This is a genomic window from Halobaculum litoreum (assembly GCF_030127125.1).
GTDB lineage: Archaea > Halobacteriota > Halobacteria > Halobacteriales > Haloferacaceae > Halobaculum > Halobaculum litoreum.
Genome location: NZ_CP126156.1, coordinates 2,518,602 through 2,540,760 on the forward strand (window position 1 = coordinate 2,518,602; position 22,159 = coordinate 2,540,760).

Below are 22,159 nucleotides of genomic sequence, written 5' to 3' on the forward strand. Positions count from 1 at the left end.
CCGCAACCGGTGGGTACTTCGACCGCCGGACAGCGACCCAACATGTCACTTATCGAATCGGACATCTATCGCGAGGCGTTCCGCGAGACGGACAACCCGGCCGTCATCGCGGACACCGACCTCGTGATCACCGACGTCAACGAGGCGGCCCGGGAGTTCACGGGCTCCCCGCGGGGGTCGTTGGTCGGGTCGACGCCGCGGCGACTCGTCGCCGACGACGCGGTGTACGCCGAGATCGAGGCGGCGCTCCGGCGGGGCGAGCAGTGGACCGGGGAGTTCGAGTCGCGTGGCGCGGACGGCCGGGTGGTGTACGGCCGCGGGTCGTTCTCGCCGCTCACCGCCGGCGGCCAGATCCGCGGCTACATCGGGGTGTTCACCGACATGACCCGCCACCGCCGCTACGAGGAGTCGCTGCGGATCCTCAACCGGGTGCTGCGCCACAACCTCCGCAACGACGCGAACGTCGTGCTCGGACACATCGAGCGCGTCGCCGACGAGGTTGTCGACAGCGTCGACACGCCGGAGGTGACCCGCCTGCTCGACTCGCTCGACACCGCCGCCGACCGCGTCGACGACATGCTCGACCACGCGCGGACGACCCGTCGCTTCAGCGGCGTGCTCGCGGGCGAGCACGGGACGCTCCGTCCCATCGACCTCGCGACGGCCATCGAGGACGCCGTCGGGGACATCCAGACGGACGACGTCCGCGTCGTCGACGACGTCTCCCACCCGACGCCCGTGCTCGCCGACGAGATGCTCGCGGGCGCGCTGTACGCCGTCATCGAGAACGCCGTCGAGCACAACGACAAAGACGAGCCGCGCGTGACGCTGTCGACGTCGGAACACGCCGACCGGACCGTGTTGTCGATCGCCGACAACGGTCCCGGGGTCCACCCGGAGCGCTACGCCGAGATCTTCGGCAACGGCGAACACACGCAGGTCGAACACGGCGAGGGGCTGAGCCTGTTCTTCGTCGACCGGCTCATGGAACTGTACGGCGGCGAGGTGTCGGTCCGCCCCAACGACCCCGAGGGCGCGGTGTTCGACCTCCACTTCCGCCGGCCGGGCGCCGACCCGACGGTGCCGCCGCGGGACCTCGACGGCGCGGCGGCGCCGGCCGACGCGGGGACCGACGCCCGCCCCGACGCCGGTGCGAGCGCGGACGGGCACCGCCCCCACCGACGGAGTCACGGGCAACCGTGCCGGCGCGGCCGGCGCCGGCCGCCACCGGTCGGGCTCGGACCGCGAGGCCGACGCCGGACACCGGGAGACGGCGCCCCCGTCGGCCGACCTCCCAATCGAGCACGCCGAGCCGCCCGCCGACGGGGTCGGCGACGTCGCCGCCGAGGCCCTCGGCGCGTCGGTGACGCCCGCCCGCCTCCGGGGCGACGAGCGGGGGCTCCCCTCGGTGGCGGGCGCGCTCCCCGACTACGACCAGCCCCACCACCTTGTGCGCCTGCGCGCGGCCGAACCGGTCGCCGGCGACACCGACCCCGGGCTCCGGGGCGACGCCGCCGCCGCGTTCACCGACACGGCCGTACTCGTGGTCGTCGACGGCGACGACGGGGGCCGGCTCTCGGTCCCGTACGACTCGCTGACCGCGGTCGGCCGCCGCGGCGACGCGGTCGTGCTCGACGCGGGCGCGACGGCGTACCGCCTGCTCCTCCCCCGGGCACACGACGAGGACGCCGCCGTCGAGGCGGCGGTGTCGTTCCTCGAACGGGAACTGCGGTAGGCGGCCGCGGCGTCGCCGCCGCCCGCGCCGCTCGCTACGCTCGCGGTGTTCGTCGCGCGTGTCGCGAGAAGCGGGCTGGGAGGGATTCGAACCCCCGACCGTCCGGTTAAAAGCCGGACGCTCTCCCTAACTGAGCTACCAGCCCTCACCCCGTTTTGCCGCCGTCCGCGCATAAGCGTTTAGGAACCGACCGCCGGCGACGCCCTCCGAGGCGGCCCGTCGCCACCCACAGCGCCTTGTCGCCCCGGGTCGACCACCGCCCATGACCGTCCCCGACCTCCGGGACCTCGCGACAGGCCTCTGCGAGTTCGACACGACCAACGGCGCCGAGGCGCCCGCGGCCGAGTGGCTCCGCGACGTGCTCGCGGACGCCGGCTTCGAGACGTACACGTGGGAGGCCGACCCCGCACGCCTCGCCGACCACCCCTCCTTCCCCGACGACCCCGCAGCCATCGACGCCGCCGGCCGCCCGAGCGTCGCGGGCGTCCTCGCGTTCGGCGACCCGGACGCCGGCCCGACGCTCGTCCTGAACGGCCACCTCGACGTCGTCCCCGCCGACGAGTCCCTCTGGTCGAGCGACCCGTTCGAGCCGGTGTGGGGGGAAGCGGCCGACGGCGCGGCGACGCTCACCTGCCGCGGCGCCGTCGACATGAAGGCGGCCGTCGCCGCCTGCGTCCACGCCGCCCTCGACGTGCGCGAGGCCGTCGAGTCGGGCGCCGTCGACCTCGACGGCCGCCTCGTCGTGGAGGCGGTCGCCGGCGAGGAGGAGGGCGGCATCGGCGCGGCGGCCGCGGCGCTGGACTCGCCGTACCCGTTCGCCCGCGACGCCGCGCTCGTCGCCGAGCCGACCGAGCTGCGGGCGGTGACGGCGACGGAGGGCACCGTGATGAAGCGGCTCCGCCTGTCGGGTCGCAGCGCCCACGCCGCGACGCGGTGGACCGGCGTCGACACGCTCCCGCTGTTCGAGGCGATCAGACGGGCGTTCGCGGACCTAGAGGCCGAGCGGTGCGAGCGCGTCACGCACCCGCTGTACGACGGGTTCGAGGTGCCGTGGCCGATCGTCTGTGGCCGCGTCGAGGCGGGGTCGTGGGCCTCGACGGTCCCCGGGACGCTGACGGCCGAGTGGCGGCTGGGGGTCGCCCCGGGCGAGACCGTCGCCGAGGTCGAGGCCGCGTTCGAGGACCGGCTCGCCGCGGTCGTCGCCGGCGACGAGTGGCTCCGCGAGCACCCGCCCGCCTTCGAGCGGTTCTCGATCATGTTCGAGCCCGCGGAGGTGGACGCCGACGAGCCGGTCGTCCGCGCGCTCCGGGCGGCGATGGGCGCGGCCGGACTTGCGGACACCGAGCCGACGGGCGCGACGTACGGCGCCGACAACCGCCACTACGTCGCCGCGGGCGTGCCGGCGGTCGTGTTCGGACCGGGCACCATCGAGCAGGCGCACTTCCCCGACGAGACCGTCCGGTGGGCGGACGTGGAGACGGCGCGGGCGGTGGTGGGGGCGACGGCGCGGCGGTTCCTCGGGGACGGCGGGGACCCCGCCGCTCAGTAGTCGTCGAGCGCGTCCGCGAGCACGTCGCCGGGGTCGCGGTTCTCCAGCGACGCCCGGTCGCGCAGGCGCCGGTACGCGTCCGGCGGGAGGTCGACGGTGAGGCGGCCGGGGGTGACACCCTCCGAGCGGAGCGCCTCCTCGGGGGCGACGCCGTCGTTGACGGCGCTGGCGACGCGGCGCACCTCGCGGACGGTGAGGTCGGCGTCGAGCACCGCCCACGCGACGGTGAAGCGGGCCTCGCCGGCGACGCGGGCGATGTGTTTCGCGGCCGTCGGCGCGATGTGGCCGCGGGCGACGTGCCGGCGGACCGACTCCGGGAGGTCGTGGACGCGGGCCCACTTGCGGATGAACGACACGCCGACGCCGTCGCCGGCGGCTTCGGCGGCGGCCTTGTACGAGCCGTGGCCCCGCACGAGCGCCGCACAGGCGGCCGCGCCGCGCAGCATCACGACGTTGTCGTCGCCGCCGACGGCCTCGCTGGCGAACCGGCGGACGGTCTCGGCCGCGGCCGCGAGGCTGTCGGGGTCGTCCGGGTCGAACCGGGCGGCACGCTCGGCGCGCTCCCCGGTGACCGCAGGGTCGCCGCGGACGACGGGCTCGCCCACCTCGGCCTCGCGGTCGGCGGCTCCGGGGGCTCGGCGTCGGTCCCGGCCGTCGCCGGGCCGCTCGTTGCTCATCGGGCTGTACTGAACCCCCGCGGCTCAAAAGGCTCTCGGGGGTGGTCGTTCTCGCCGTCATCCCGGACACGGTCGCGGGCCGGCGCCCCCCGGGACACCGCGTATCGACGCGGCTTTGCCGGCCCCGGCCCGAGCGCGGGTGTGCTCCGCTACGTCACGACGAACCCCGGCAAGGTCCGCGAGGCCGAGTCCTACCTCGGCGACGAGGTGGCTCGGCTGGACTTCGACTACACCGAGGTGCAGGCGGCCGACCTCGCGCCAATCGCCGCCTACGGCGCCCGCGAGGCGTACCGCCACGCCGACGAGCCCGTCCTCGTCGACGACGCCGGGCTGTTCGTCGACGGCTTCGACGGCTTCCCGGGTCCGTACTCGGCGTTCGTCGAGGACACCCTCGGCGTGGGCGCCGTCCGTCGCCTCGTCGACCGCGAACTCGACGACCCCCGCGCCGAGTTCCGCTGTGTGCTCGCGTACTGCGACGGCGCGGCGTTCGACGCCAGCCCCGACCCCGTCGACCGCGACGACCGCGTCGCCGCCGCGGCCGCGGGCGCCGACCGCGACGCCGAGGAGACCGACCCGCTCCCGGTGAAACTGTTCGAGGGCGTCGTCCGCGGTCGGATCGTCGAGGCGCGCGGCGACGGCGGCTTCGGCTACGACCCCGTCTTCGAGTACGACGGCGCCACCTTCGCCGAGATGGACCCCGAGGAGAAGAACGGCGTCTCCCACCGCGGGCGGGCGCTGGAGCGGTTCGGTGAGTGGTACGCCGAGCGGTAGCCGAGCGGTAGCCGAGCGGTAGTCGAACGGGGCGACGGCTCCGACCGAACGCCGACGCTTTGCCCCCGCGGCGACACCGCCGCGTATGTCCCGCGCGGTCGCCATCAACGTCGCCGCCAACACGAACCTCCCGGGTCGCCGCGGACCCGTGTACCCGGACGCCTCGTTCGTGTACGTCCCGATCCCCGAGCGCGAGCCGACGACGGAGCCGGTCGCGACGTACGCCGACCTCGACCTCGCCGCGTACGTCCCCGACGACGCCGTCGACCTGCCGGTCCACCTCGACCCGGAGTTCGGGGGCGTGCTCGGCCGCGAGGCGTACACCTACGGCGACCCCCACGGCGTGAAGGCCGGCCCGCTGTCGCGGCTGGAGCCGGGCGACTCGCTGCTGTTCTACGCGACGCTCACGGTCGCCGGCGACGACGGCGACCGCGCCGACTGGCTCCCGCCCGACTGGGGGAGCTTCCTGATCGGCGAGTTCCGCGTCGCCGAGGTGCTGACGGGCGACGACTACCGCGACGCCGACGCCGCCACCCGGGCCCGGTTCGCCTCGAACGCCCACGTCCGCCGCGACCCGTTCGACGCGTCGGTGCTCGTCCGCGGCGACCCGGACGGCTCGCGGCTGTTCGACCGCGCCGTGCCGCTGTCGACGCCCGCGGCGGGCGCCGAGGCGAACCGGCTGGTCACCGACCTCTCGAACGACTCCGGGAAGGGGCCGTGGTGGCGCCGCGTGCTCCGGTACGACGCCGACGCGGCCGCCGAACTCCGGAGCCTCCTCGACGCCGACCCGGCCGACTGGCTCGCCTGATCACCGGCGCGGGTCGCCGCCGGCGTCGCCGTCCCCGGGAGCGGCGCCTCCCGCGTCGTCGACCGGCGGCGGCGACGCCGTCGTGACGGTGCCGACGGCGGCGGTACCCAGCCCGCCGAGCGCGCCGGCCGCGAGGAACACGCCGACGACGCGGACGAGTCCGCCGACCGCGACCGTGACGACGCCGACCGCGAGCAGCGCCGCGAGCACGCCGAGCGCCTCCAGCACGGGCGAGACGGTGCGGACGCGGCGGCGCTCGACGCCGACGCCGGTGACGACGCCGCCGAGCACGAGCGCCCAGCCCGCGCCGTAGCCCGCGTAGCCCGCGGCGGACGTGGCCAGCAGGAGTCCGAGCGTCGCGCCCGCGCCGATGCCGGCGGCCGTCAGCACGGACTCGCCGTTGGCGGTCCAGTCGTAGCGAGTCCCGAGACGGTCGACGGCTCGCGGGACGGTCCACCGTGCGACGAGGAACACGACGACGGCGACGGCGACGGCGACGACGACGTCGACGACCGGCGCGACGGCCCGGAGGACGGTACCGACCGAGGAGCCGAGCCCCGCACCGGACTGGAGGACGTACATGCAGCCGACTGCCGAGTCGACCGACAAGAAGCCGGCGCTTCCCGCGACTGCCTCTCCCTACGGACGGATGTACGACCAGCCGTCGGCTTGGAGGCGCGTGAGCTCGCCGACGCCCGAGGAGGCGCGCTCGACGCCCGCGGGGAGGTCCTCGAGCGTCGCGGTCGCGCCCCGCAGGGCGTTCGCACAGACGCGGACCGCGGTGTCGGCGTCGTCGCCGCCGGCCGCGAGGACCGTCTCGACGCGCTCGCGTCCGTCGCCGCCGGCCGCGGCGTCGATGACCGCGGGGTTGTCGACGACGACGGCGACGGCCGTCACGGTGAGGCTGTCGTCCGCGAGGAGGTTCGTCACCTTCGCGTCGACGTACGAGAGCTGGTCGGTCGTGGAGACGTGGAAGACGGTGCGCACACGCGGCGGGAGTCGACGCGACGCCGTGGCTGTTTCGTTCGAGAACGGGAGAGTGCGCCGTCCGGGAATTGAACCCGGGCTATTGGCTTGGGAAGCCAATGTCCTACCACTGGACCAACGGCGCCCTGTGCGTCGATTCCTACCCCACGGCCACACTTCAACTAATCGGTCGCTCGTGACGCGGCGGAACTGGACGCGCGTCCACGCCCCGCCGCCGGGAAGTGGGTATTAGTCGTCCGGCGCCCTACATCCCCTCGATGACCGAATCCGTCCTGCTGGACGAGGAATCGACCCCGTTGGACCTGCGACTCTCCGACGCCGAACTCGACCGCGTCCGCGACCACGTCACCGACTTCATCGCGGGCCGCGTCGAGGCCGCCGGCGCCGAGGGTGCCGTCCTCGGGCTCTCGGGCGGCATCGACTCGACGACGGTCGCGTACCTCGCCGTGGAGGCGCTCGGGGCCGAGCGCCTCCGCGGGCTGGTGATGCCGGGGTCGGTCAACACCGACGAGAACATGAGCGACGCCGAGCGCGTCGCCGAGGAGTTGGGGATCGAGTACGACGTGGTCGAGATCGAGCCCATCGCCGAGGCGTTCTACGACGCGCTCCCCGAGGCGGCCGACGCCAAGATGGCCGAGAGCAACGTCCGCGTCCGCGTCCGCGCCGTCCTCAACTACTTCGCCGCCAACGCCGACGACCGCATCGTCCTCGGGACGGGCAACCGCAGCGAGGCGCTCACCGGCTACTTCACGAAGTACGGCGACCAGGCGGTCGACTGCAACCCGATCGGCACCCTCTATAAACAGCAGGTGCGCCAGCTCGCCGCCCACGTCGGCGTCCCCCGCGACCTCGTGATGAAGACGCCCTCCGCGGAGATGTGGACCGGCCAGACCGACGAGGAGGAGCTCGGCCTCGACTACGACACGCTCGACGCCGTGCTCGCGCTCCACATCGACGGGCCGCTGTCGACCGCGGCGACCGTGCGCGCGCTCGACGTCACCGCCGAGCAGGTCGCCCGCGTCGAGGAGCTGTACGAGTCGTCGGCGCACAAGCGCGCGATGCCGCCCGCGCCCGCCGAGTTGACGCTGTAAGGGGGGGCTGCGTCCCCGCCGCCGGCGTCTCAGCGAACCGGGTTCTCCGGGCCCCGGCCGAGGTACTCGGCGCAGAACGCCCGGACGGCCGCCTCGTCGTACTCGGCCAGCCGGAGCAGGTGCCGCCACGCGGTGAGCGTGTACGGCGTCTCCGGGTCGTCGTACGGGTACGGCATCGCGAGGAAGCTCCGCCACGTGCCCGTGAAGCTCCGCGCCCACGTCCGGAGGTTCGAGCGGGCGTCCTCGGTGATCGCCTCCGGGTCGTAGTAGGCGACGACGGCGCCGTGTTCGAGCGTGTGGACCACGTCGCCCATCGGCTGGGGCTCCTCGTAGAACCCCGCCGACACCGTCCCCGAGTAGTGCGGCCCCGAGGTGGGCGGCCGGGTGCCGTAGTCGACGTCGGTGCCGCGCTGGACGTGCTGGTTCCCCTCGTTGGGGAACGACTCCACGTCGGCGATCACCTGCTGGTCGCCGCGGTCCGGCAGCGACCCGACCGTGTCGCCGCCGCCGCCGAGACAGCCGGCGAGCGCGCCGACGCCGGCGGCCCCCACGACGCCGAGCGCGCGGCGTCTGGAGAGCGAGCGTCGGGTGGCGGGGTTGCGTCCGTCAGTCATGGCGCGTATTCATCGCCGCGAGGATTCAAGGATTGCGGTCGTGGCGGCCGCGCGGCCGGGTGGCGTCGAGCGACGGGGACGGCCCCGCTCACTCGCCGAAGTGTTCGGCGTGGAGGCGGGCGAACGCCTCCCGCTCGTCCGGCTCGGTCTCGGCGCCCCGCGCGCCCGTCCGGACGAGGCGCTTCACCGCCGCGAGCGCGCTCGGGTCGTTCCCGGCGACCTCGCGGGCGACCGCGGCGGGGTCCGGCACGACCCGCGAGACGAGGCCGACGTCGCGCGCCTCCTCGGCGTCGACGACCCGGGCGGAGCACGCGACGCCGAGCGCGACGCCCTCGCCGACGACGCGGGGGAGCCGCGCGGTGCCGCCCCACGCGCCGAACAGGCCGAAGGCGACGCCCGTCTCCGCGAACGAGGCGTCCGGCGTGGCCACCCGGAGGTCACACGCCAACGCGAGCCGACGCCGCCGCCGCGGGCGGGCCCGTCGACGCCCGCGACGACGACGGCGTCGGCCGTCTCGATCGCGTCGGCGACGCGCTGGCCGTGGCCCGCGAACGCGGCCGGGTCGTCGAGCGCCTCGACGACGCCGAGGTCGGCGCCGGCACAGAACGCCGAGCCGGCGCCCCGCAGGAGCACGACCGGCTCGTCGGCCTCGACGACGGCCGCCTCCAGCGCGTCGAGCCCGGCCGGCGTGAGCGCGTTGCGGGCCTCGGGGCGGTCCAGGGTCACGATGCGGTACGCGCCGTCGTCGGCCCGCTCGGAGCGAATCACGCGACGGGATAGCCCCCCGTTTCCAAAGGTCTTTGCGTGTGCCCGGCCTACCCCGCGTCGATGGATGACGCCGCGCGGACTCGGGCCGCCGCGGAGCGGGCGGTCGGCGACGCCGAGCCGGCGGCGCTCCGGAGCGCGCTGACCGACCGCTTCGACGACGCGGAGATGACGCCCGGGGCGCTGACGCTGCTCTCCGCCCGCGCGCTCGACCCCGACGCCGACCTCGCCGGCGTCGAGGACCACGCCGCGGGCGTCCAACTGATCTACGAGGGGCTCCGCCTCACCCGCGAGCTGTCGCAGACGGAGCCGTGGGCGAGCGCCGACCTCGACGCCGAGGGCGACATCGACGCCGACCTGGACGTGCTCGCCGCCGACGTCTCGGTCTCGCGCGGCTTCTACCTCCTCGCCCGGACGGCCGCCGCCGCGAAGGCCGTCGAGACCGTCCGCGCGTTCGGCCGCGACCAGACGCTCCGCCGCGACGCCGCCGACGACGCGGCGGCGACCGCCCTCGACCGCAACCTCGAGGCGGACGTGTTCGAGTTGGCCGTCGTCGCGGGCACCGCCGCCGTCGGGCGGACCGCGCCCGAGGAACTGCTGTCGTACGCCGCCGACCTCGCCGCCGGCGACGACGACCGGATGCCGGACGCCGGGGCGCTCCCCGACTCCACGGGCGAGCGCATCGCCCACCTCGCGGACGACGACCGCGTCGCCTCGTCGGTCGACTCCTGACGGCGGCGCGCGACGGCGGCCACCCGGTCGTCGTCCCGTGATACACCGTGTCTCCCGCGACGGCCAATCGTAACGCCTAAAGACGACTCCCGGCTATCCGTAATCGCGCCTGGGTAGCTTAGCGGTAAAGCGCGTCCTTGGTAAGGACGAGAGCCCGGGTTCAAATCCCGGCCTAGGCTTTTCCGACGTCGCCGCGCCTCGGAGCCGCCGCTCCGGCTCCCGCGTCCGACAAAAGGGACCGATCAGGCGGGCCGCTCGGCGGCCTCGAGTTCCTGTTCGGTCTGCTCCTCGGTCGCCCCGCGGTAGGTGTCGAACCCGAGCAGTCCGTTCAGGGGGCACTTCTGCACCGCCCCGGTCACCGTGAACACGAGACCGACGAGCGCGCTCGCGGCGATCGCGACGGGCCCGAGGGCCACGACGCCGAACAGCGCGGCGGCCGCGACGATCAGGAGGACGGGACCGACGATCAGTCGTACCGTCCGGTCCCACCCGCCGACGTTCTTCTCGCTGGGAATGAGTTGCATCGCTGATTCACCACACTACAGACGCGCCGTCGGGACATAACCGTACGTCCGGTGGGCGTCGGCGGCGCCAGACCTCCCGCGCGTCGACTACTCCGTGTACCCGGTGCCGGTTGCGGCGTCGGGCACCTCGTTTCTCACCACGTCCAGCCCCAGTTCCTCGATGGCCGCCTCCATGTGCTCGTCGTCGACGTAGTCGGCGCCCGCGGCGACGCGCTTCGACTGTGCGACCGCCATCACCTCGCCGCGCTTGTCGTCGGGCAGCTCGTACTTGTCGACGACCAGCTCGATGGTGAGGCCGTTGTGGTCGCGGGTGTACAGCGAGTGGAACGCGCCGCGGTCGAACTCGGCGAAGCGGTGGCCGTGCTCGGAGAGCGCTTCCTTGATCTCGGGCAACTCCTCGGCCTCGATGGAGAACGCGAGGTGGTGGACGGCGCCGATGCCGGGGCGCTGACCGGGGGCGTTGTCGCGGTCCTCCTCGACGAAGAACGTGAGGATTCGCCCGTCGCCGCTGTCGAAGAACAGGTGCGTGACGTTCGGGGCGTCGAGGTTCGGCTGGCGCATCACCAGCGGCATCCCGAGCACGTCGCGGTAGAACTCCACCGTCGCCTCCTCGTTGCTCCCGATCAGCGTGATGTGGTCGGTACCGGTCGTCCGCAGCAGGCTGTCGGGGCGCTCGGCGGTCACGGGGATGTCGGACTGGTCGGCGGGCACCTCGCCCTCGATGTCGTCTGCGGCCATACTTCCCGTACGCTCGGGAGCCACTTAGCCGCTCGCTGACATCCGTGTCACCCGCTGCTGCCGGCGTCCCTCGCGTCCCCGGCGACGTCCACCCGGCCGCGGCTCACGCCCGTCGGCAGTTCCGTCACCTCGTTCGCCCGGCCGTCGCCGGTGTCGCCGGCGTCCCCGGTGTTCTCCGTGCCCGCGGGCTCGAACAGCACGACCTTCGCCTCCGCGCGGGCGACGGGGCGGTGCTCGACGCCCGCGGGGACGACGAGCAGTTCGCCCGGGTCGAGCGTCGCCGTCGGCTCGTCGCGGAACTCGACGTCGAGCGGGCCGCCCTCGACCACCCAGAACAGTTCGTCGGCGTCGGGGTGGCTGTGCCAGACGAACTCGCCGTCCAGCCGCGCCAGTTTCACCGCCTGTCCGTTCAACGCCGCCGCGAGCCGCGGCGACCACGGCTCGTCGAAGGCGTCGAAGCCGTCCGCGAGGTTCACCGTCTCCATGCCCATGCCGCCCCTCGGCGCTCCCGGGCGAAAAGCGCCCGGCTACCGCAGGTCCTCGATCAGCGTCTCGGGGACGACCGCGAGCACCGACTCGGGGACGGCCGCGACGGCGCGCTCGCCGGCGTCGACGAGCAGCCGCCGCCCGAGGGCGTACCCCCGGACACGACGACGAGCGCGCCGACCGCCCAGCGGGCGGGGCCGTCGAGCGTCGCCAGCGCCGGCAGCGCCAGCGCGACCCCCACGAGGAAGTCCTCGGGCGCGCCGTCGTAGCGGACCCACCGCCGCGGGGGTGCCAGCGCCCGCGCAGGTGCTCGTACACCGCGCGGTCGCCGGTCGCCTCCCACGGCCGGAGGGTGAGGTCGCCGCCGAAGACGTCCGAGACGGCGTGCAGCGCCGCCGCCGCGAGGAACACCGCGACCCCGACCGTCGCCGGCGAGGGCGCGACGGCCGCGACCGCGACGGCCGCGACCGCGGCGAGACTGCCGTAGGCGGGGAAGTGGAGGTCCTTCCGGTGGGCCCCCAGCAGGTCGAGGTCCGGCGCGAGCCCCCGAGGGCGCCCCACAGGACCAGCGGCCCGGCGCCCGGCGCGAGCGCCGTCGCCGCCAGCCCCACCAGCACGCCCGCGAGGACGTGCGTCGTCGCCATCATGCCCTCCGGTAGGCGACGCGAACGCAAAAGGGGCGCGTGTGTCGTGGGATCCGCACGCACGGGCGACAGCGATATGTGGGATGACGTAGCATACCACGGTATGCGGATCGTCATCGTGGGTTACGGACGGGTCGGGGCGCGAACCGCCAGAGTGCTCGACGAGGAGGGCCACGACGTCGTCGTCGTCGACAACGACCACGCGAAAGTCGAGCGGGCGCGCTCCACCGGCCTGACCGTGGTCGAGGGCGACGGCTCCAACCCCGAGGTGCTCGCGGCGGCGGGGGTCGCCGACGCGGACGCGGTCGGGGCGATCACGGGCGACCCGAAGCTGAACTTCGAGATCTGTATGGAGGCGAAGGGGGCGAGCGACTGCCGCACCGTGATGCGCGTCTCGGAGGACTTCCACGACGAGATCTACGACGAGTTCGAGCGCGCGGTCGACGAGATCATCTACCCCGAGCGCCTCGGCGCCGGCGCCGCCAAGACGGCGATGCTGGGCGGCAACTTCAACGCGATCGGCGACCTCACCGAGCGCCTGCAGATCTTCTCGCTGTCGGTCGGCGACGACGCGCCGATCCTCGGGTCGCGCGTGAACGACCTCCCGCTCGACGGCGCCCGGGTGTACGCCCACGGCCGCGACCGCGAGCCGCTCACCATCCCGCTGCCCGGCACGACGGTCGAGGCGGGCGACCGCCTCGCGGTGCTGGCGGAGACGGAGCGCGTCGACGACGTCCGCGCCACGCTGCTCGGGGCCGACTGAGCCGGACGCGGTCGTCGCCGGAACGGCGTCGCTCCGGCAGGGTGCGCCGTCGGGTGGGGAAAGAGGCGGGGCCGGACGGCCCCGACAGGCGGGTGGGGGAACGCGTGCCTGCGACGCGGACGGAACGTGATCGGCCGTGGCGGGCGCGACGGCGGGACCGACCGGCCGCCGCGGAGCGACGGCCGCGGCGGTCGGGGGTTCGTGTCGACCCGCGCCCATCGGGCGGTTCGCCCGGCCGTGTATAAAGCCACGTCAGACGCCAGCCGTCCGTCGGACGCCCGTACGACCCTGCTCCGCGGCGGATCCGGCGATCCGGGTCCGGCGCGCGACCGTGCAAAGGCTCTTGCTCCGCGCTGTCGACCCGGTCGGTATGCACGGAACCGGACCGCCGCTGGTCACGCCGTTCGACGCCGAGGGAGCACTCGACGAGCCAGCGCTCCGCGAGTTGGTCGGCTGGGTCGAGGCGCGCGGCGTCGACTTCCTCGTGCCCTGCGGCTCCAACAGCGAGGCCGAACTCATGACGGCCGCCGAGCGCGCCCGCACGGTCGAGGTCGTCGCCGACGAGGCCTCCGTCCCGGTGCTCGCGGGGACGGGGAGCCCCGGTCTCGCGGAGACGCTGGAGGCGACCGCCGCCGCCGCCGACGCGGGCGCCGACGCCGCGCTCGTCGTCACGCCGTTCTACTACGGCCACTCGATGGCGACGCTGGAGGAGTACTACACCGAGGTGGCCGACGCCGCCGAGATCCCGGTGTACCTCTACTCGGTCCCGGCGTACACCGACGTGAAGCTCGACCCCGACACGGTCGCCACGCTCGCCGAACACCCCAACATCGGCGGCATGAAGGACTCCTCGGGCGACATCCAGACGTTCCAGCGCACCCAACGGCGCGTCGCAGACCTCGACTTCGACCTCATGGTGGGCTCGGGCGGCGTGCTCGCGCAGGCGCTGGCGGCGGGCGGCTCCGGGGGCGTCCTCGCGCTCGCCAACGTCGCCCCGGAGGCGACGACCGCCGTCTACGAGGCTCACGAGGCCGGCGACCACGAGCGTGCCCGCGAACTGACCGCCGCCTGCGTGGAGCTGAACTACGCGGTCACCGGCGGCCACAGCGTCCCCGGCCTGAAGTACGCGATGCGCGAACGGGGCGCCCCAGCGGGCCACGTCCGCTCGCCGCACCGCCCCGCGGACGAGGCGGCGAGAGCCGCGCTGGACGACCTGCTCGCGGAGTTCGAGGCGCTGCGCGGCGACCTCTGAGCCGGGCCGTCAGGCCTCCCCGCCGGCGTCCTCGTCGCCGCTCGCCTCCCCGGCGACCGCCACGGTCGCGCGCGTCGCCGTCGCCTTGAACGAGACCACCACCTCGCTGCCGACGGCCAGCCCGAGGCGGTCGGCGCTGTCGACGGTCACCAGCGCCGCCACCGGCTCGGGCGCCCCGACGCCGACCCGGACGTCGACGACCGCGTCGCCGCGCTCGACCGCGATCGCGACGCCGGTGAGGCGGTTCCGGGCGCTCGTCGCGTCCGGCGACGGCGTCTCCGCGGGGTCGTGCAGCGTCACGGCGTCGGCGCGCACGCTCGCCTCCACGCGGTCGCCGGCCGCCGGCGCGGGGTCGCCGACCGCCAGCGCCCGCAGCGGGCCGGCGTCGGTGTCGACGAGCGCCAGCTCGCCGTCCCGGCCGGTGACGACGCCCCCGAACACCGACTCCGCCGCGCCCGCGGTCCCCGCCAGCGCCGCCGTCAGCCGCTGGAAGCGCGCCAACAGCGCGTCCGCCTCGGGGGTCAGGCGGCTCCCCGCCGTCGGCGCCGCCGCGACGGCGCTCGACGAGGGCGCCGAACGCCTCCTCCAGCGTCTCCAGTCGGGTGAGCGCCCGCGCCCGCGACCGGCCGAGTCGCTCGGCGGCCCCGCTGACGGAGCCGGCGGCCGCGATCGCCCGCAGCAGCGTCGCGTCCCGCGCGTCGAACGTCACCCCGTCGGCGACGAGGCTCGCCTCGAAGCCGGCCGCCCCGCCGTCCTCGTCGCCCGGGTCCGTCTCGCGGTCCATCTGCCTGCGCTTCGCCGACCGAGCACAAAACCGTTGTGCGGCGGCGTGGCGGCGACCGTTCCCGCGGCGCCGGCTCGCCGCCTCGCGGCCCCGCGGTGGCGAGGTTCCGGCGCCTCACGGCCCCGCAGCCCCGCCGCCCCACGGCGCGCCGCCCGGTTCGGTCACCGCAGGCTCTTGTAACCCGGCCGCGCAGGGTTCGTCATGGCACCCGAAACCGGGGCCTCGGCGGGCGCGGGTCGCGCCGCCGGACCCGGCGCAGTCGTCGCGTTCGTCGCCGTGCAGGCGCTGGCGTTCGCGGCCGCGTACGCCCTCGGCCGGCCGGGAGCGTACGCCGTCTTCGCCGTCGGCAGCGTCGCCGTCGCCGCGTACGCCCTCGACGGCTCGGCGTTCACGGTCGCGGCGGCGACGCTCGGGAGCGTCCTCCTCGTCGCGCTGGGCCTCCCGCTGGCGATGTTCGTGGCGCGACAGCGGCCGGAGCTGGTCGCCGCGCGGGCGCTCGACCCCGAGGTCCACCGCGTGCTGTACCTCGCGGTGTACGGCCCCCTGCTCGCGGCCGCCGCGAGCCTCCTGTTCGGCGTCCCGCTGGCGCGCGTGCTCGCGGACGGCTTCCCGGGGCAGGCGCTCGTCGAGAGCCTCGTCGACCTGCCGCTCGTCGTCCCGCACTCGGTCGCGGGCATCGTCGTCCTGTTCGGGTTCGGCCGCGGCGGCGCCTTCCCGTCGCTGTCGGTGCTCGGGACGACGACGGGGCTGGTCCTCGCGATGGTGTTCGTCTCGGCCCCGTACGCGGTGAACGCCACCCGCGAGGCGTTCGAGGCGATCGACGGCCGTCTCGCGTACGCCTCCCGGATCCACGGCGCGAGCCGGTTCGAGACGTTCCGGCGCGTCACCGCGCCCCTCGCGGTCCGGGGGATGGTCACCGGCGGCGTGCTCGCGTGGGCGCGGGCCGTCTCGGAGTTCGGCGCCGTCGCCGTCGTCGCGTACACGGTGGAGTTCTTCTACCTCCCCGCGGGCGGGTCGGTGCGCGCCCAGCACGCCCCCGTGTTCGTGTACAACACGTACCTCCAGCGCGGGCTGGCCGAGAGCGGCGCCGTCGCGTTCCTCCTGCTCGTGCTGTCGGCGCTGATCTTCCTCCTCGTGCGCCACCTCACCGGCGACGGCGGCTCCACCGGGGGGATCGCCCGATGAGCCTCCGGATCGACGTGTCGGCCGCGTTCGGCGACGCCGCCGGCGACGACGGCGCCGCGCCGTTCGTCGTCGAGGCCGCGCTCGCGGTCGCCCCCGGCGAGACCCTCGTCGTGCTCGGCCCCAGCGGGAGCGGCAAGACGCTGCTGTTGGAGACGGTCGCGGGCTTTCACCCCCACGAGGGGACGGTGACGCTCGACGGCGACCCGCTCCACGACCGGCCGCCCGAGCGGCGCGACTTCGGCTTCGTCTTCCAGGACTACGCGCTGTTCCCGCACCTGACGGCCCGCGAGAACGCCGCCTACGGCACCCGCTACCGCGACGACCACCGCGACCCGGAGGCGCTGCTCGCCGACCTCGGCGTCGGCCACCTCGCGGACCGGTACCCGGAGACGCTGTCGGGCGGGGAGCGCCAGCGGGTCGCGCTGGCGCGGGCGCTGGCGGTCCGGCCCGCGGTGCTGTTGCTGGACGAACCCCTCGCCGCGCTCGACGTGCCCACCCGCCGGGCGCTGCGCGACGACCTGCTCGACGTGCTCGCCGACGCGACGGCGGTGTACGTCACCCACAACCGGACGACCGCCCGCGCGGTCGCCGACCGCATCGCCGTGATGCGCGGGGGCCGGGTCGTCCAGACCGGCACCCCCGACGACGTGTTCGAGCGCCCCGCCTCGCCGGCGGTGGCCGCCTTCACGGGGTCGAACGTCGTCGCCGCGGCGCCGATCCGGGACGCGCTCGCCCTCCCGTCGGACGCGACGGTCGCCGCGGTCCGCCCGGAACACGTCCGGCTGGACGCCGACGGCCCGCTCGCCGGGACGGTCGCCCGCGTCGTCCGCGAGGACGCCGTCCACCGCGTCGTCGTCGACCTCGACGCGCCCGACGCCGCCCCGGCTTCCGATCCCGCCGGTGGCGGCCCCGCCGACGCGCCCGCCGACGCGGTCGCGCGGGGCGGCGACGGCCGCCTCTCGCTGTTCGCGAGCGATCCGCCCGCCGTCGGCGAGCGCGTGCGGCTGTCGGTGCCGGCCGACCGCGTGACGACGTACGGCGAGGAGTAACGTAGAGCGGTTACGTCACGGGCCGTCCGTCCCCGGCTTCGGTTCCCGGGTACACTGAAGTGGTTCGTCGGCTACCCACGGGTACCGTGGCGCTCTCCGGGCGGACCGAGCACTCGCCGGCCGTCAGCTTCGACGCCGGGGAGTGGACCGGCGCGATAGGGGATTCGGTTACGGTCCTCCCGATCGTCGTCGGGCTGGCGGCGCTGACCCCCGTCTCGCTGGCGCACGCCCTCCTGTTCTTCGGCGTCTTCCAGATCGTCTGGGGGCTCGTGTACGGGCTCCCGCTCTCGGTCGAGCCGATGAAGGCGCTGGCGGGGCTGGCGCTGGCGGGCGCGCTGACCGCCGGCGAGTACGTGACCGCGGGGCTGCTCGCGGGCGTCGTGCTCGTCGTCGCCGCCGCGACCGGCGCGCTCTCGCGCGTCGAGCGATACGTCGGCGAGCCCGTGATACGCGGGATCCAGCTGGCCGTCGCGCTGGTGTTGCTCCGGGCGGGGGTCGACCTCGGCCTCGCGGACCCGACGCTCGCGCTGGCGGCCGCCGGCGTCGCCGGCGTCGTCGCGCTCGCGGGCCGCCGCCGGGGCGCCGCCCTCGCCGTGCTCGGCGTCGGACTGGCGCTCGCGCTCGCCGAGACGGGCCTCCCGGCGCCCGCGCTCCCGACCCTCGCCGTGTTCCCCGCGGCCGCGCCGGCGGTCACGGCGGACGCGCTGTCGGCGACGACGGGCCAACTCGCGATGACGGTCGGCAACGCCGCCGTGGCGACGAGTCTCCTCCTGTCGGACCTGTTCGACGCCGACGTGTCACCCGACCGCCTCTCCGGCAGCATGGGCGCGATGTGCCTGTCCGCGGTGCCGCTGGGCGGCGTGCCGATGTGTCACGGCTCGGGCGGGCTCGCGGGCAAACACGCCTTCGGCGCCCGGACGGGCGGGGCGAACCTCGTCCTCGGGGGGCTGTACCTCGCGGCGGTGCCGTTCGCGGGCGTCGTCGCCGCCTTCCCGATGGCCGTGCTCGGCGTCGTGCTCGCGGTCGTCGCGGCCCACCTCGGTCGCCGCGCCGTCGCCGTCGAGGGGCGCGGCGCGCTCGCGGTCGTCGCGGTCGTCGGCGTCGTCGGCCTCGCGTGGAACGTCGGCGCGGCGTTCCTCGCCGGCCTCCTCCTCGACGCGCTCCGCCGCCGGGTCGCGCCCGCCCGGGGCGCCGCCGGGACCTGACGGCTTTTCACGCCGCCGGCGCGTCCGGTCGGCCATGGAACGGTGGGACGCGCTGTTCGACCGCGGGGAGTCGGCCGACGCCGACGCCGAGACGATCCGGACGACGCTCCGGGAGCGACGCGAGCGCGCGAGCCGGACGGACCGGGCGGACGACGGCGACGCCGACACCGACGCGGCGTCGGGCGACCGACCGTCGCCGTCGCCCGCCCGCGTCGTCGCCGACGCGGACGTGCTCGCGGCGGACCTGCTCGTCGGGGGCGACGCGCGGGCGGCGCTCGACCCGCTGCGGGCGCACTCGTGGACGACGCTCGTCGCCAGCGACGCCCTCCTCGCCGACGCCGAGGCGACGATCGGGGACCTCGCGGGCGCCGCCCTCGCGGCCGACTGGCGCGAGAAGGCGGGCGCGTGGCGCGAGCCGGTCGGCCAGCCGCCGGGCGACCACCCGGCGCTCGCGTCGGCGTACCGCGGCGGCGCGATGCACGTCCTCTCGTTCGACGACCGCCTCACCGCCGCGGGGACGGCCGCGGGGCTCAACGACCGCTTCCCGGTGAGCGTGCGCGAGCCGCGGGCGTTCGCGGCGCTGTTCGACGCCGCGAGCCTCTACCCGGAGGTGGCGGACGGCGCGTACCCGGGCCCGGATCTGGACCCCCGAGCGTGACCGCCCGGCCGCGGTCGCTCGCCGGTCGACCGCGCTAGTCGTCCGCCTCGGGGGCGTCGACCCCGTCCGGGGGCGTGAGGTCGCGCTCGAACTCGTCGAACACGTCGAGGTCGTCGGGCAACTCGTACTCGATCCGCCGCTCGTCGGCGCGGTTCACCAGCTTCTCCTCGACCGGCTCGGCGACGGACTCCCAGCCGGGCTTCACGCGGATGCCGCGGGCGGGCGAGCCGGCGACGATGTGGTGGTCGGGGACGTCGCCCTGGACGGTGGACTTGGCGCCGACGACGGCGTTCTTCCCGATGCGGCAGCCCGCGCGCACCATCGAGTCGTAGGTGACGCGCGCGTCGTCGTCGACGACGGTGTGGTAGTTCTCGACGGCCGTCTGGTCGTTCACGTCGTGGTCGTGGCTGTACAGGTGCGCGGAGTCGGAGATGGAGACGCGGTCGCCGACGGTGAGCTTCCCCCGGTCGTCGAGGTGGACGTCGTCGTGGATCACCGTGTTGTCGCCGATCTCGATGTTGTGGCCGTAGGTGAACGTGATCCCCTTGAACAGCCGGAGGTTCTCCCCGGCCTCGGCGAACAGGTGGGTCGCGAGCATCTGCCGGAACCGCAGCGCGAACGCGATGTTGTCCGCCATCGGCGTCGCGTCGAACTGGCGCCACAGCCACTGGAGGTGCTTGGAGCGTTTGTACCGCTGTTCGTCCTTCTCGGCGTAGTACTCCGACTCCAGCGTCGCGTTACACGGGTCGTACCCCTGCAGGCGCACGCGCTCGGCGGGCGTCACGTCCTCCCCGGCCTGCCACCGCTCGTAGGCGTCGCGGTCGCCGAACAGGTCCACGAGCGTGTCGCGGACGACATCGCAGGTGTCCTCCTCCGACGAGAGCCGGTCGTCCACCTGATCGATGAAGGCCGTGACCCCCTCGTCCGCCTCGGGAGGGAGGGACACGTGACGCTTGGTCATACCCGTTCGCTACTCCGCCGCGGGACAAATGGGTTCGGATATGCGCACCCCGCGGGGAACCGCCCGCGACGACGAAGCGACAGCGGTTAGGAGCCGCCTTTCGTGCTCCCGTGCATGACCGACAGCGACCCCGCCGCGGGCGCCGACCCCGGCGACGCCGAGGCGATCCGTCGCCGGACGCCCGCGTGGACCCGCGAACAGGCGAGCCGGCTCGCCCGCGTCGACGACGCCGTCAAGCCCGTCGTCTACCCGCCGAACGAGCCCGTCAGCGACGAGGTGTACCTGTGGGACACGTGGCTGCTCCGCGAACGCGACGGCTCGCTCGCGGACGTGGGCGGCTACCGCGTCGCGCTCGCGCTCACCGCGCCGCGCGACCTCCTGCCGGGCAAGCGCCACGACGTCGCCACGATCCGCGCGTTCTACTCCGCCGACGGTGAGTCGTGGGACTGCGCCGGCCCCGTGTTCGAGCACAGCGAGCCGCTCGGCTCGCGACAGTGGGCCGGCTGTGCGCTGTGGGACCCCGACGGCGAGGGTCCCGCCGACCTCTACTGCTACTACACCGCCGCCGGCGAGGCCGGCGAGGCGGACCTCAGCTACACCCAGCACATCGCGCTGGCGACCGGCGGCACTCTGACCGTCGAGGGCGACCCCGACGACCCGGACGGCCTCGCCGTCGAGGGCACCTTCGCCCACGAGTCGCTCCTGCGCCCCGACGGCGTCCGCTACGAGACGGAGGCGCAGTCGCGCGGGATGATCTACACGTTCCGCGACCCGTGGTTCTTCACCGACCCCGCGACCGGCGAGACCCACCTGCTGTTCGAGGCGAACGTCCCCGTCCCCGAGGGGAGCGACGCCTGCGGCGGCGACCCCGTCCACCAGGAGTTCAACGGCGCCGTCGGCATCGCCGACTCGCCGACGGGCGACCCGACCGAGTGGGAACTGCGCGACCCGCTGCTCCACTCGACGTGCGTCAACCAGGAACTCGAGCGCCCGCACGTCGTCGTGCGCGACGGTCGCTACTACCTGTTCGTCTCCAGCCACGAACACACGTTCGCGCCCGGCCTCGCGGGGTTCGACGCGCTGTACGGCTTCGTCGCCGACTCCCTGCACGGCGACTACCGCCCGCTCAACGACACCGGCCTCGTGCTCACCAACCCCGGGAACGCGCCGTTCCAGACGTACTCGTGGCTCGCGTTCCCGCACGCGGAGGAACTGCTCGTCACCTCCTTCTTCAACTACTTCGACCTCGAGGGGCGCAGCCTCGACGACGTGGCCGAGCTGCCGCCCGCGGAGCAGCACCGCCGCTTCGGCGGGACGCTGTCGCCGACGATCCGGATCGAACTGGACGGCGACCGGACCCGCGTGCTGGGGAAACTGAAGCACGGTCACATCCCGCTGCCGCACGAGGCCCTGCCGGAGTTGCCGACGCGGAGTCGCGGCGGGCGGCGCGGCGGGTATCGCTGAGACGGGTTCGATTCGTCTCGTCCGAAGTTTCGGTTTGGCTTCGTCCTGCAAGTGGTGTGGCGAATTCTTATACGGTCCATCGGCCAACTAGGCACACGATGGCCGGTTCGACTCGGAACGGCGAACCAAATGATGGCGAGATTCGTCTCTGGCAAGAGGATGGCTGGTGGATCGCGAAAGAAGTCGATACGGGCGTGACCACGCAGGGAGAGTCCAGAGAAGAAGCGCTGGATAACCTCGACGACGCTGTCGCAGTCCACACCGGCGAACGTGGCCACGAACCGACGGACGAGGAACTTCGTGCGCTGGGAATCGATCCCGTCGACAACACCACTGGCGACCGAGAGCCGCCGGACGTGCTCGACTGATCGATGGGGCGGCGGACGTTCTCCGGAATGGAGGTCGTGAAGGTTCTCGTCAACGTCGGCGGGTTTGAGTGGCGACGGACGACTGGTGACCACGCGCAACTGTACTACGAACACCCGACCAACGATACAGACCATCGACAAGTGACCGTTCCGCTGCACGACGAGCTACGTACCGGAACGCTTCGGAGCATCGCCGAGAGCGCCGGAGCACACGAGTTCGATGCGTTCTGTGAGTGGATCGACGACAACGCCTAATCCCGCAACGAAGAGCCGAGGCGAACCATTCGACGCCTTCTCGAACGGGCGCTGCCCGTTCCGGCCTGTACAGTGCCCGACCTGCTGTAGTCCG

24 protein-coding genes, 3 tRNA genes and 3 pseudogenes are annotated in these 22,159 nt (G+C 74.4%); 17 read left to right on the forward strand and 13 right to left on the reverse strand.

Annotation, left to right across the window (positions count from 1 at the left end):
* Positions 1-42: 42 nt before the first annotated feature.
* A pseudogene (locus P0R35_RS16740) lies at positions 43-1,002 on the forward strand (sensor histidine kinase); the annotation flags it as partial.
* 148 nt (positions 1,003-1,150) lie between these two features.
* Positions 1,151-1,735: a hypothetical protein gene (locus tag P0R35_RS13715; protein ID WP_284012990.1), complete on the forward strand. Its 585-nt coding sequence runs from the start codon at positions 1,151-1,153 to the stop codon at positions 1,733-1,735.
* Positions 1,736-1,806: 71 nt separating this feature from the next.
* Here the strand turns inward: P0R35_RS13715 and P0R35_RS13720 are convergent.
* Positions 1,807-1,880: transfer RNA gene (locus P0R35_RS13720), tRNA-Lys, on the reverse strand.
* Between the two features lie 117 nt (positions 1,881-1,997).
* On the opposite strand from P0R35_RS13720, the gene P0R35_RS13725 reads away from it, so the two are divergent.
* A complete protein-coding gene (locus P0R35_RS13725; protein WP_284012991.1) occupies positions 1,998-3,284 on the forward strand; it encodes a M20/M25/M40 family metallo-hydrolase in 1,287 nt (428 codons plus the stop codon).
* Here P0R35_RS13725 and P0R35_RS13730 read toward each other — a convergent pair.
* Positions 3,278-3,961: a DUF7119 family protein gene (locus P0R35_RS13730; protein ID WP_284012992.1), complete on the reverse strand. Its 684-nt coding sequence runs from the start codon at positions 3,959-3,961 to the stop codon at positions 3,278-3,280. The genes P0R35_RS13725 and P0R35_RS13730 overlap by 7 nt on opposite strands.
* Before the next feature lie 141 nt (positions 3,962-4,102).
* Here P0R35_RS13730 and P0R35_RS13735 point away from each other — a divergent pair, with 141 nt between their 5' ends.
* Positions 4,103-4,732: a non-canonical purine NTP pyrophosphatase gene (locus P0R35_RS13735; protein WP_284012993.1), complete on the forward strand. Its 630-nt coding sequence runs from the start codon at positions 4,103-4,105 to the stop codon at positions 4,730-4,732.
* Positions 4,733-4,817: 85 nt separating this feature from the next.
* Complete coding sequence (locus tag P0R35_RS13740; RefSeq protein ID WP_284012994.1) at positions 4,818-5,540, forward strand: Nmad3 family putative nucleotide modification protein; 723 nt, start codon at positions 4,818-4,820, stop codon at positions 5,538-5,540.
* Here P0R35_RS13740 and P0R35_RS13745 read toward each other — a convergent pair whose 3' ends face one another.
* The 3 genes from P0R35_RS13745 to P0R35_RS13755 form a co-directional block, all read right to left on the reverse strand.
* A complete protein-coding gene (locus tag P0R35_RS13745; RefSeq protein ID WP_284012995.1) occupies positions 5,541-6,122 on the reverse strand; it encodes a hypothetical protein in 582 nt (193 codons plus the stop codon).
* A 57-nt stretch (positions 6,123-6,179) separates the two neighbouring features.
* On the reverse strand, positions 6,180-6,527 hold the full coding sequence (locus P0R35_RS13750; protein ID WP_284012996.1) for a DsrE family protein: 348 nt from the start codon (positions 6,525-6,527) through the stop codon (positions 6,180-6,182).
* A gap of 53 nt (positions 6,528-6,580) precedes the next feature.
* Positions 6,581-6,651: transfer RNA gene (locus tag P0R35_RS13755), tRNA-Gly, on the reverse strand.
* Between the two features lie 133 nt (positions 6,652-6,784).
* Here P0R35_RS13755 and P0R35_RS13760 point away from each other — a divergent pair.
* Positions 6,785-7,618: an NAD+ synthase gene (locus P0R35_RS13760; protein ID WP_284012997.1), complete on the forward strand. Its 834-nt coding sequence runs from the start codon at positions 6,785-6,787 to the stop codon at positions 7,616-7,618.
* Between the two features lie 29 nt (positions 7,619-7,647).
* Here the strand turns inward: P0R35_RS13760 and P0R35_RS13765 are convergent, their stop codons facing one another.
* Together P0R35_RS13765 and P0R35_RS13770 are read right to left on the reverse strand one after the other, a co-directional pair.
* Complete coding sequence (locus tag P0R35_RS13765) at positions 7,648-8,232, reverse strand: thioredoxin-like domain-containing protein (RefSeq protein WP_284012998.1); 585 nt, start codon at positions 8,230-8,232, stop codon at positions 7,648-7,650.
* Positions 8,233-8,320: 88 nt separating this feature from the next.
* Positions 8,321-9,000: pseudogene (locus P0R35_RS13770) on the reverse strand (enoyl-CoA hydratase/isomerase family protein).
* 60 nt (positions 9,001-9,060) lie between these two features.
* On the opposite strand from P0R35_RS13770, the gene P0R35_RS13775 reads away from it, so the two are divergent.
* Together P0R35_RS13775 and P0R35_RS13780 are read left to right on the forward strand one after the other, a co-directional pair.
* The gene (locus P0R35_RS13775; RefSeq protein WP_284012999.1) at positions 9,061-9,729 is read left to right on the forward strand and encodes a DUF7114 family protein; all 669 of its coding nucleotides are present in this window, start codon (positions 9,061-9,063) and stop codon (positions 9,727-9,729) included.
* Between the two features lie 107 nt (positions 9,730-9,836).
* A tRNA-Thr gene (locus P0R35_RS13780) sits at positions 9,837-9,908 on the forward strand.
* Positions 9,909-9,971: 63 nt separating this feature from the next.
* Here P0R35_RS13780 and P0R35_RS13785 read toward each other — a convergent pair.
* From P0R35_RS13785 to P0R35_RS16310, 4 genes are all read right to left on the reverse strand, one after another.
* The gene (locus tag P0R35_RS13785) at positions 9,972-10,253 is read right to left on the reverse strand and encodes a YgaP family membrane protein (RefSeq protein WP_284013000.1); all 282 of its coding nucleotides are present in this window, start codon (positions 10,251-10,253) and stop codon (positions 9,972-9,974) included.
* A gap of 87 nt (positions 10,254-10,340) precedes the next feature.
* Positions 10,341-10,991, reverse strand: a complete 651-nt coding sequence (locus tag P0R35_RS13790; RefSeq protein ID WP_284013001.1) for a VOC family protein — start codon at positions 10,989-10,991, stop codon at positions 10,341-10,343.
* 47 nt (positions 10,992-11,038) lie between these two features.
* Complete coding sequence (locus P0R35_RS13795) at positions 11,039-11,476, reverse strand: cupin domain-containing protein (RefSeq protein ID WP_284014654.1); 438 nt, start codon at positions 11,474-11,476, stop codon at positions 11,039-11,041.
* Between the two features lie 59 nt (positions 11,477-11,535).
* Entirely contained in the window at positions 11,536-11,820 is a 285-nt protein-coding gene (locus P0R35_RS16310) for a hypothetical protein (protein WP_321170431.1), read from the reverse strand.
* Positions 11,821-12,224: 404 nt separating this feature from the next.
* Between P0R35_RS16310 and P0R35_RS13805 the strand changes: the two genes are divergently transcribed.
* Both P0R35_RS13805 and P0R35_RS13810 read left to right on the forward strand, forming a co-directional pair.
* Entirely contained in the window at positions 12,225-12,884 is a 660-nt protein-coding gene (locus tag P0R35_RS13805) for a potassium channel family protein (RefSeq protein WP_284013002.1), read from the forward strand.
* 370 nt (positions 12,885-13,254) lie between these two features.
* Positions 13,255-14,136 carry a dihydrodipicolinate synthase family protein gene (locus P0R35_RS13810; protein ID WP_284013003.1) on the forward strand — a complete coding sequence of 294 codons (882 nt, stop codon included), beginning with the start codon at positions 13,255-13,257 and terminating at the stop codon, positions 14,134-14,136.
* 9 nt (positions 14,137-14,145) lie between these two features.
* Here the strand turns inward: P0R35_RS13810 and P0R35_RS16430 are convergent.
* A pseudogene (locus P0R35_RS16430) lies at positions 14,146-14,920 on the reverse strand (TOBE domain-containing protein).
* Between the two features lie 201 nt (positions 14,921-15,121).
* On the opposite strand from P0R35_RS16430, the gene P0R35_RS13820 reads away from it, so the two are divergent.
* The 4 genes from P0R35_RS13820 (at position 15,122) to P0R35_RS13835 (ending at position 19,017) form a co-directional block, all read left to right on the forward strand.
* On the forward strand, positions 15,122-16,105 hold the full coding sequence (locus tag P0R35_RS13820) for an ABC transporter permease (protein WP_284013004.1): 984 nt from the start codon (positions 15,122-15,124) through the stop codon (positions 16,103-16,105).
* A complete protein-coding gene (locus P0R35_RS13825) occupies positions 16,102-17,154 on the forward strand; it encodes an ABC transporter ATP-binding protein (RefSeq protein WP_284013005.1) in 1,053 nt (350 codons plus the stop codon). The genes P0R35_RS13820 and P0R35_RS13825 overlap by 4 nt, the downstream gene beginning before the upstream one ends.
* Positions 17,155-17,240: 86 nt before the next feature.
* On the forward strand, positions 17,241-18,359 hold the full coding sequence (locus P0R35_RS13830; protein ID WP_284013006.1) for a putative sulfate/molybdate transporter: 1,119 nt from the start codon (positions 17,241-17,243) through the stop codon (positions 18,357-18,359).
* A gap of 34 nt (positions 18,360-18,393) precedes the next feature.
* Positions 18,394-19,017: a DUF7384 family protein gene (locus P0R35_RS13835; RefSeq protein ID WP_284013007.1), complete on the forward strand. Its 624-nt coding sequence runs from the start codon at positions 18,394-18,396 to the stop codon at positions 19,015-19,017.
* Positions 19,018-19,051: 34 nt separating this feature from the next.
* Here P0R35_RS13835 and P0R35_RS13840 read toward each other — a convergent pair whose 3' ends face one another.
* Positions 19,052-19,978: an acyltransferase gene (locus P0R35_RS13840; RefSeq protein WP_284013008.1), complete on the reverse strand. Its 927-nt coding sequence runs from the start codon at positions 19,976-19,978 to the stop codon at positions 19,052-19,054.
* A 114-nt stretch (positions 19,979-20,092) separates the two neighbouring features.
* Between P0R35_RS13840 and P0R35_RS13845 the strand changes: the two genes are divergently transcribed.
* The 3 genes from P0R35_RS13845 to P0R35_RS13855 all read left to right on the forward strand — a co-directional run bounded on the left by P0R35_RS13845 (position 20,093) and on the right by P0R35_RS13855 (position 22,065).
* The gene (locus tag P0R35_RS13845; RefSeq protein WP_284013009.1) at positions 20,093-21,442 is read left to right on the forward strand and encodes a glycoside hydrolase family 68 protein; all 1,350 of its coding nucleotides are present in this window, start codon (positions 20,093-20,095) and stop codon (positions 21,440-21,442) included.
* 98 nt (positions 21,443-21,540) lie between these two features.
* The gene (locus P0R35_RS13850; protein WP_284013010.1) at positions 21,541-21,810 is read left to right on the forward strand and encodes a type II toxin-antitoxin system HicB family antitoxin; all 270 of its coding nucleotides are present in this window, start codon (positions 21,541-21,543) and stop codon (positions 21,808-21,810) included.
* 3 nt (positions 21,811-21,813) lie between these two features.
* The gene (locus P0R35_RS13855; protein ID WP_284013011.1) at positions 21,814-22,065 is read left to right on the forward strand and encodes a type II toxin-antitoxin system HicA family toxin; all 252 of its coding nucleotides are present in this window, start codon (positions 21,814-21,816) and stop codon (positions 22,063-22,065) included.
* The last annotated feature ends 94 nt before the right edge of the window (positions 22,066-22,159 follow it).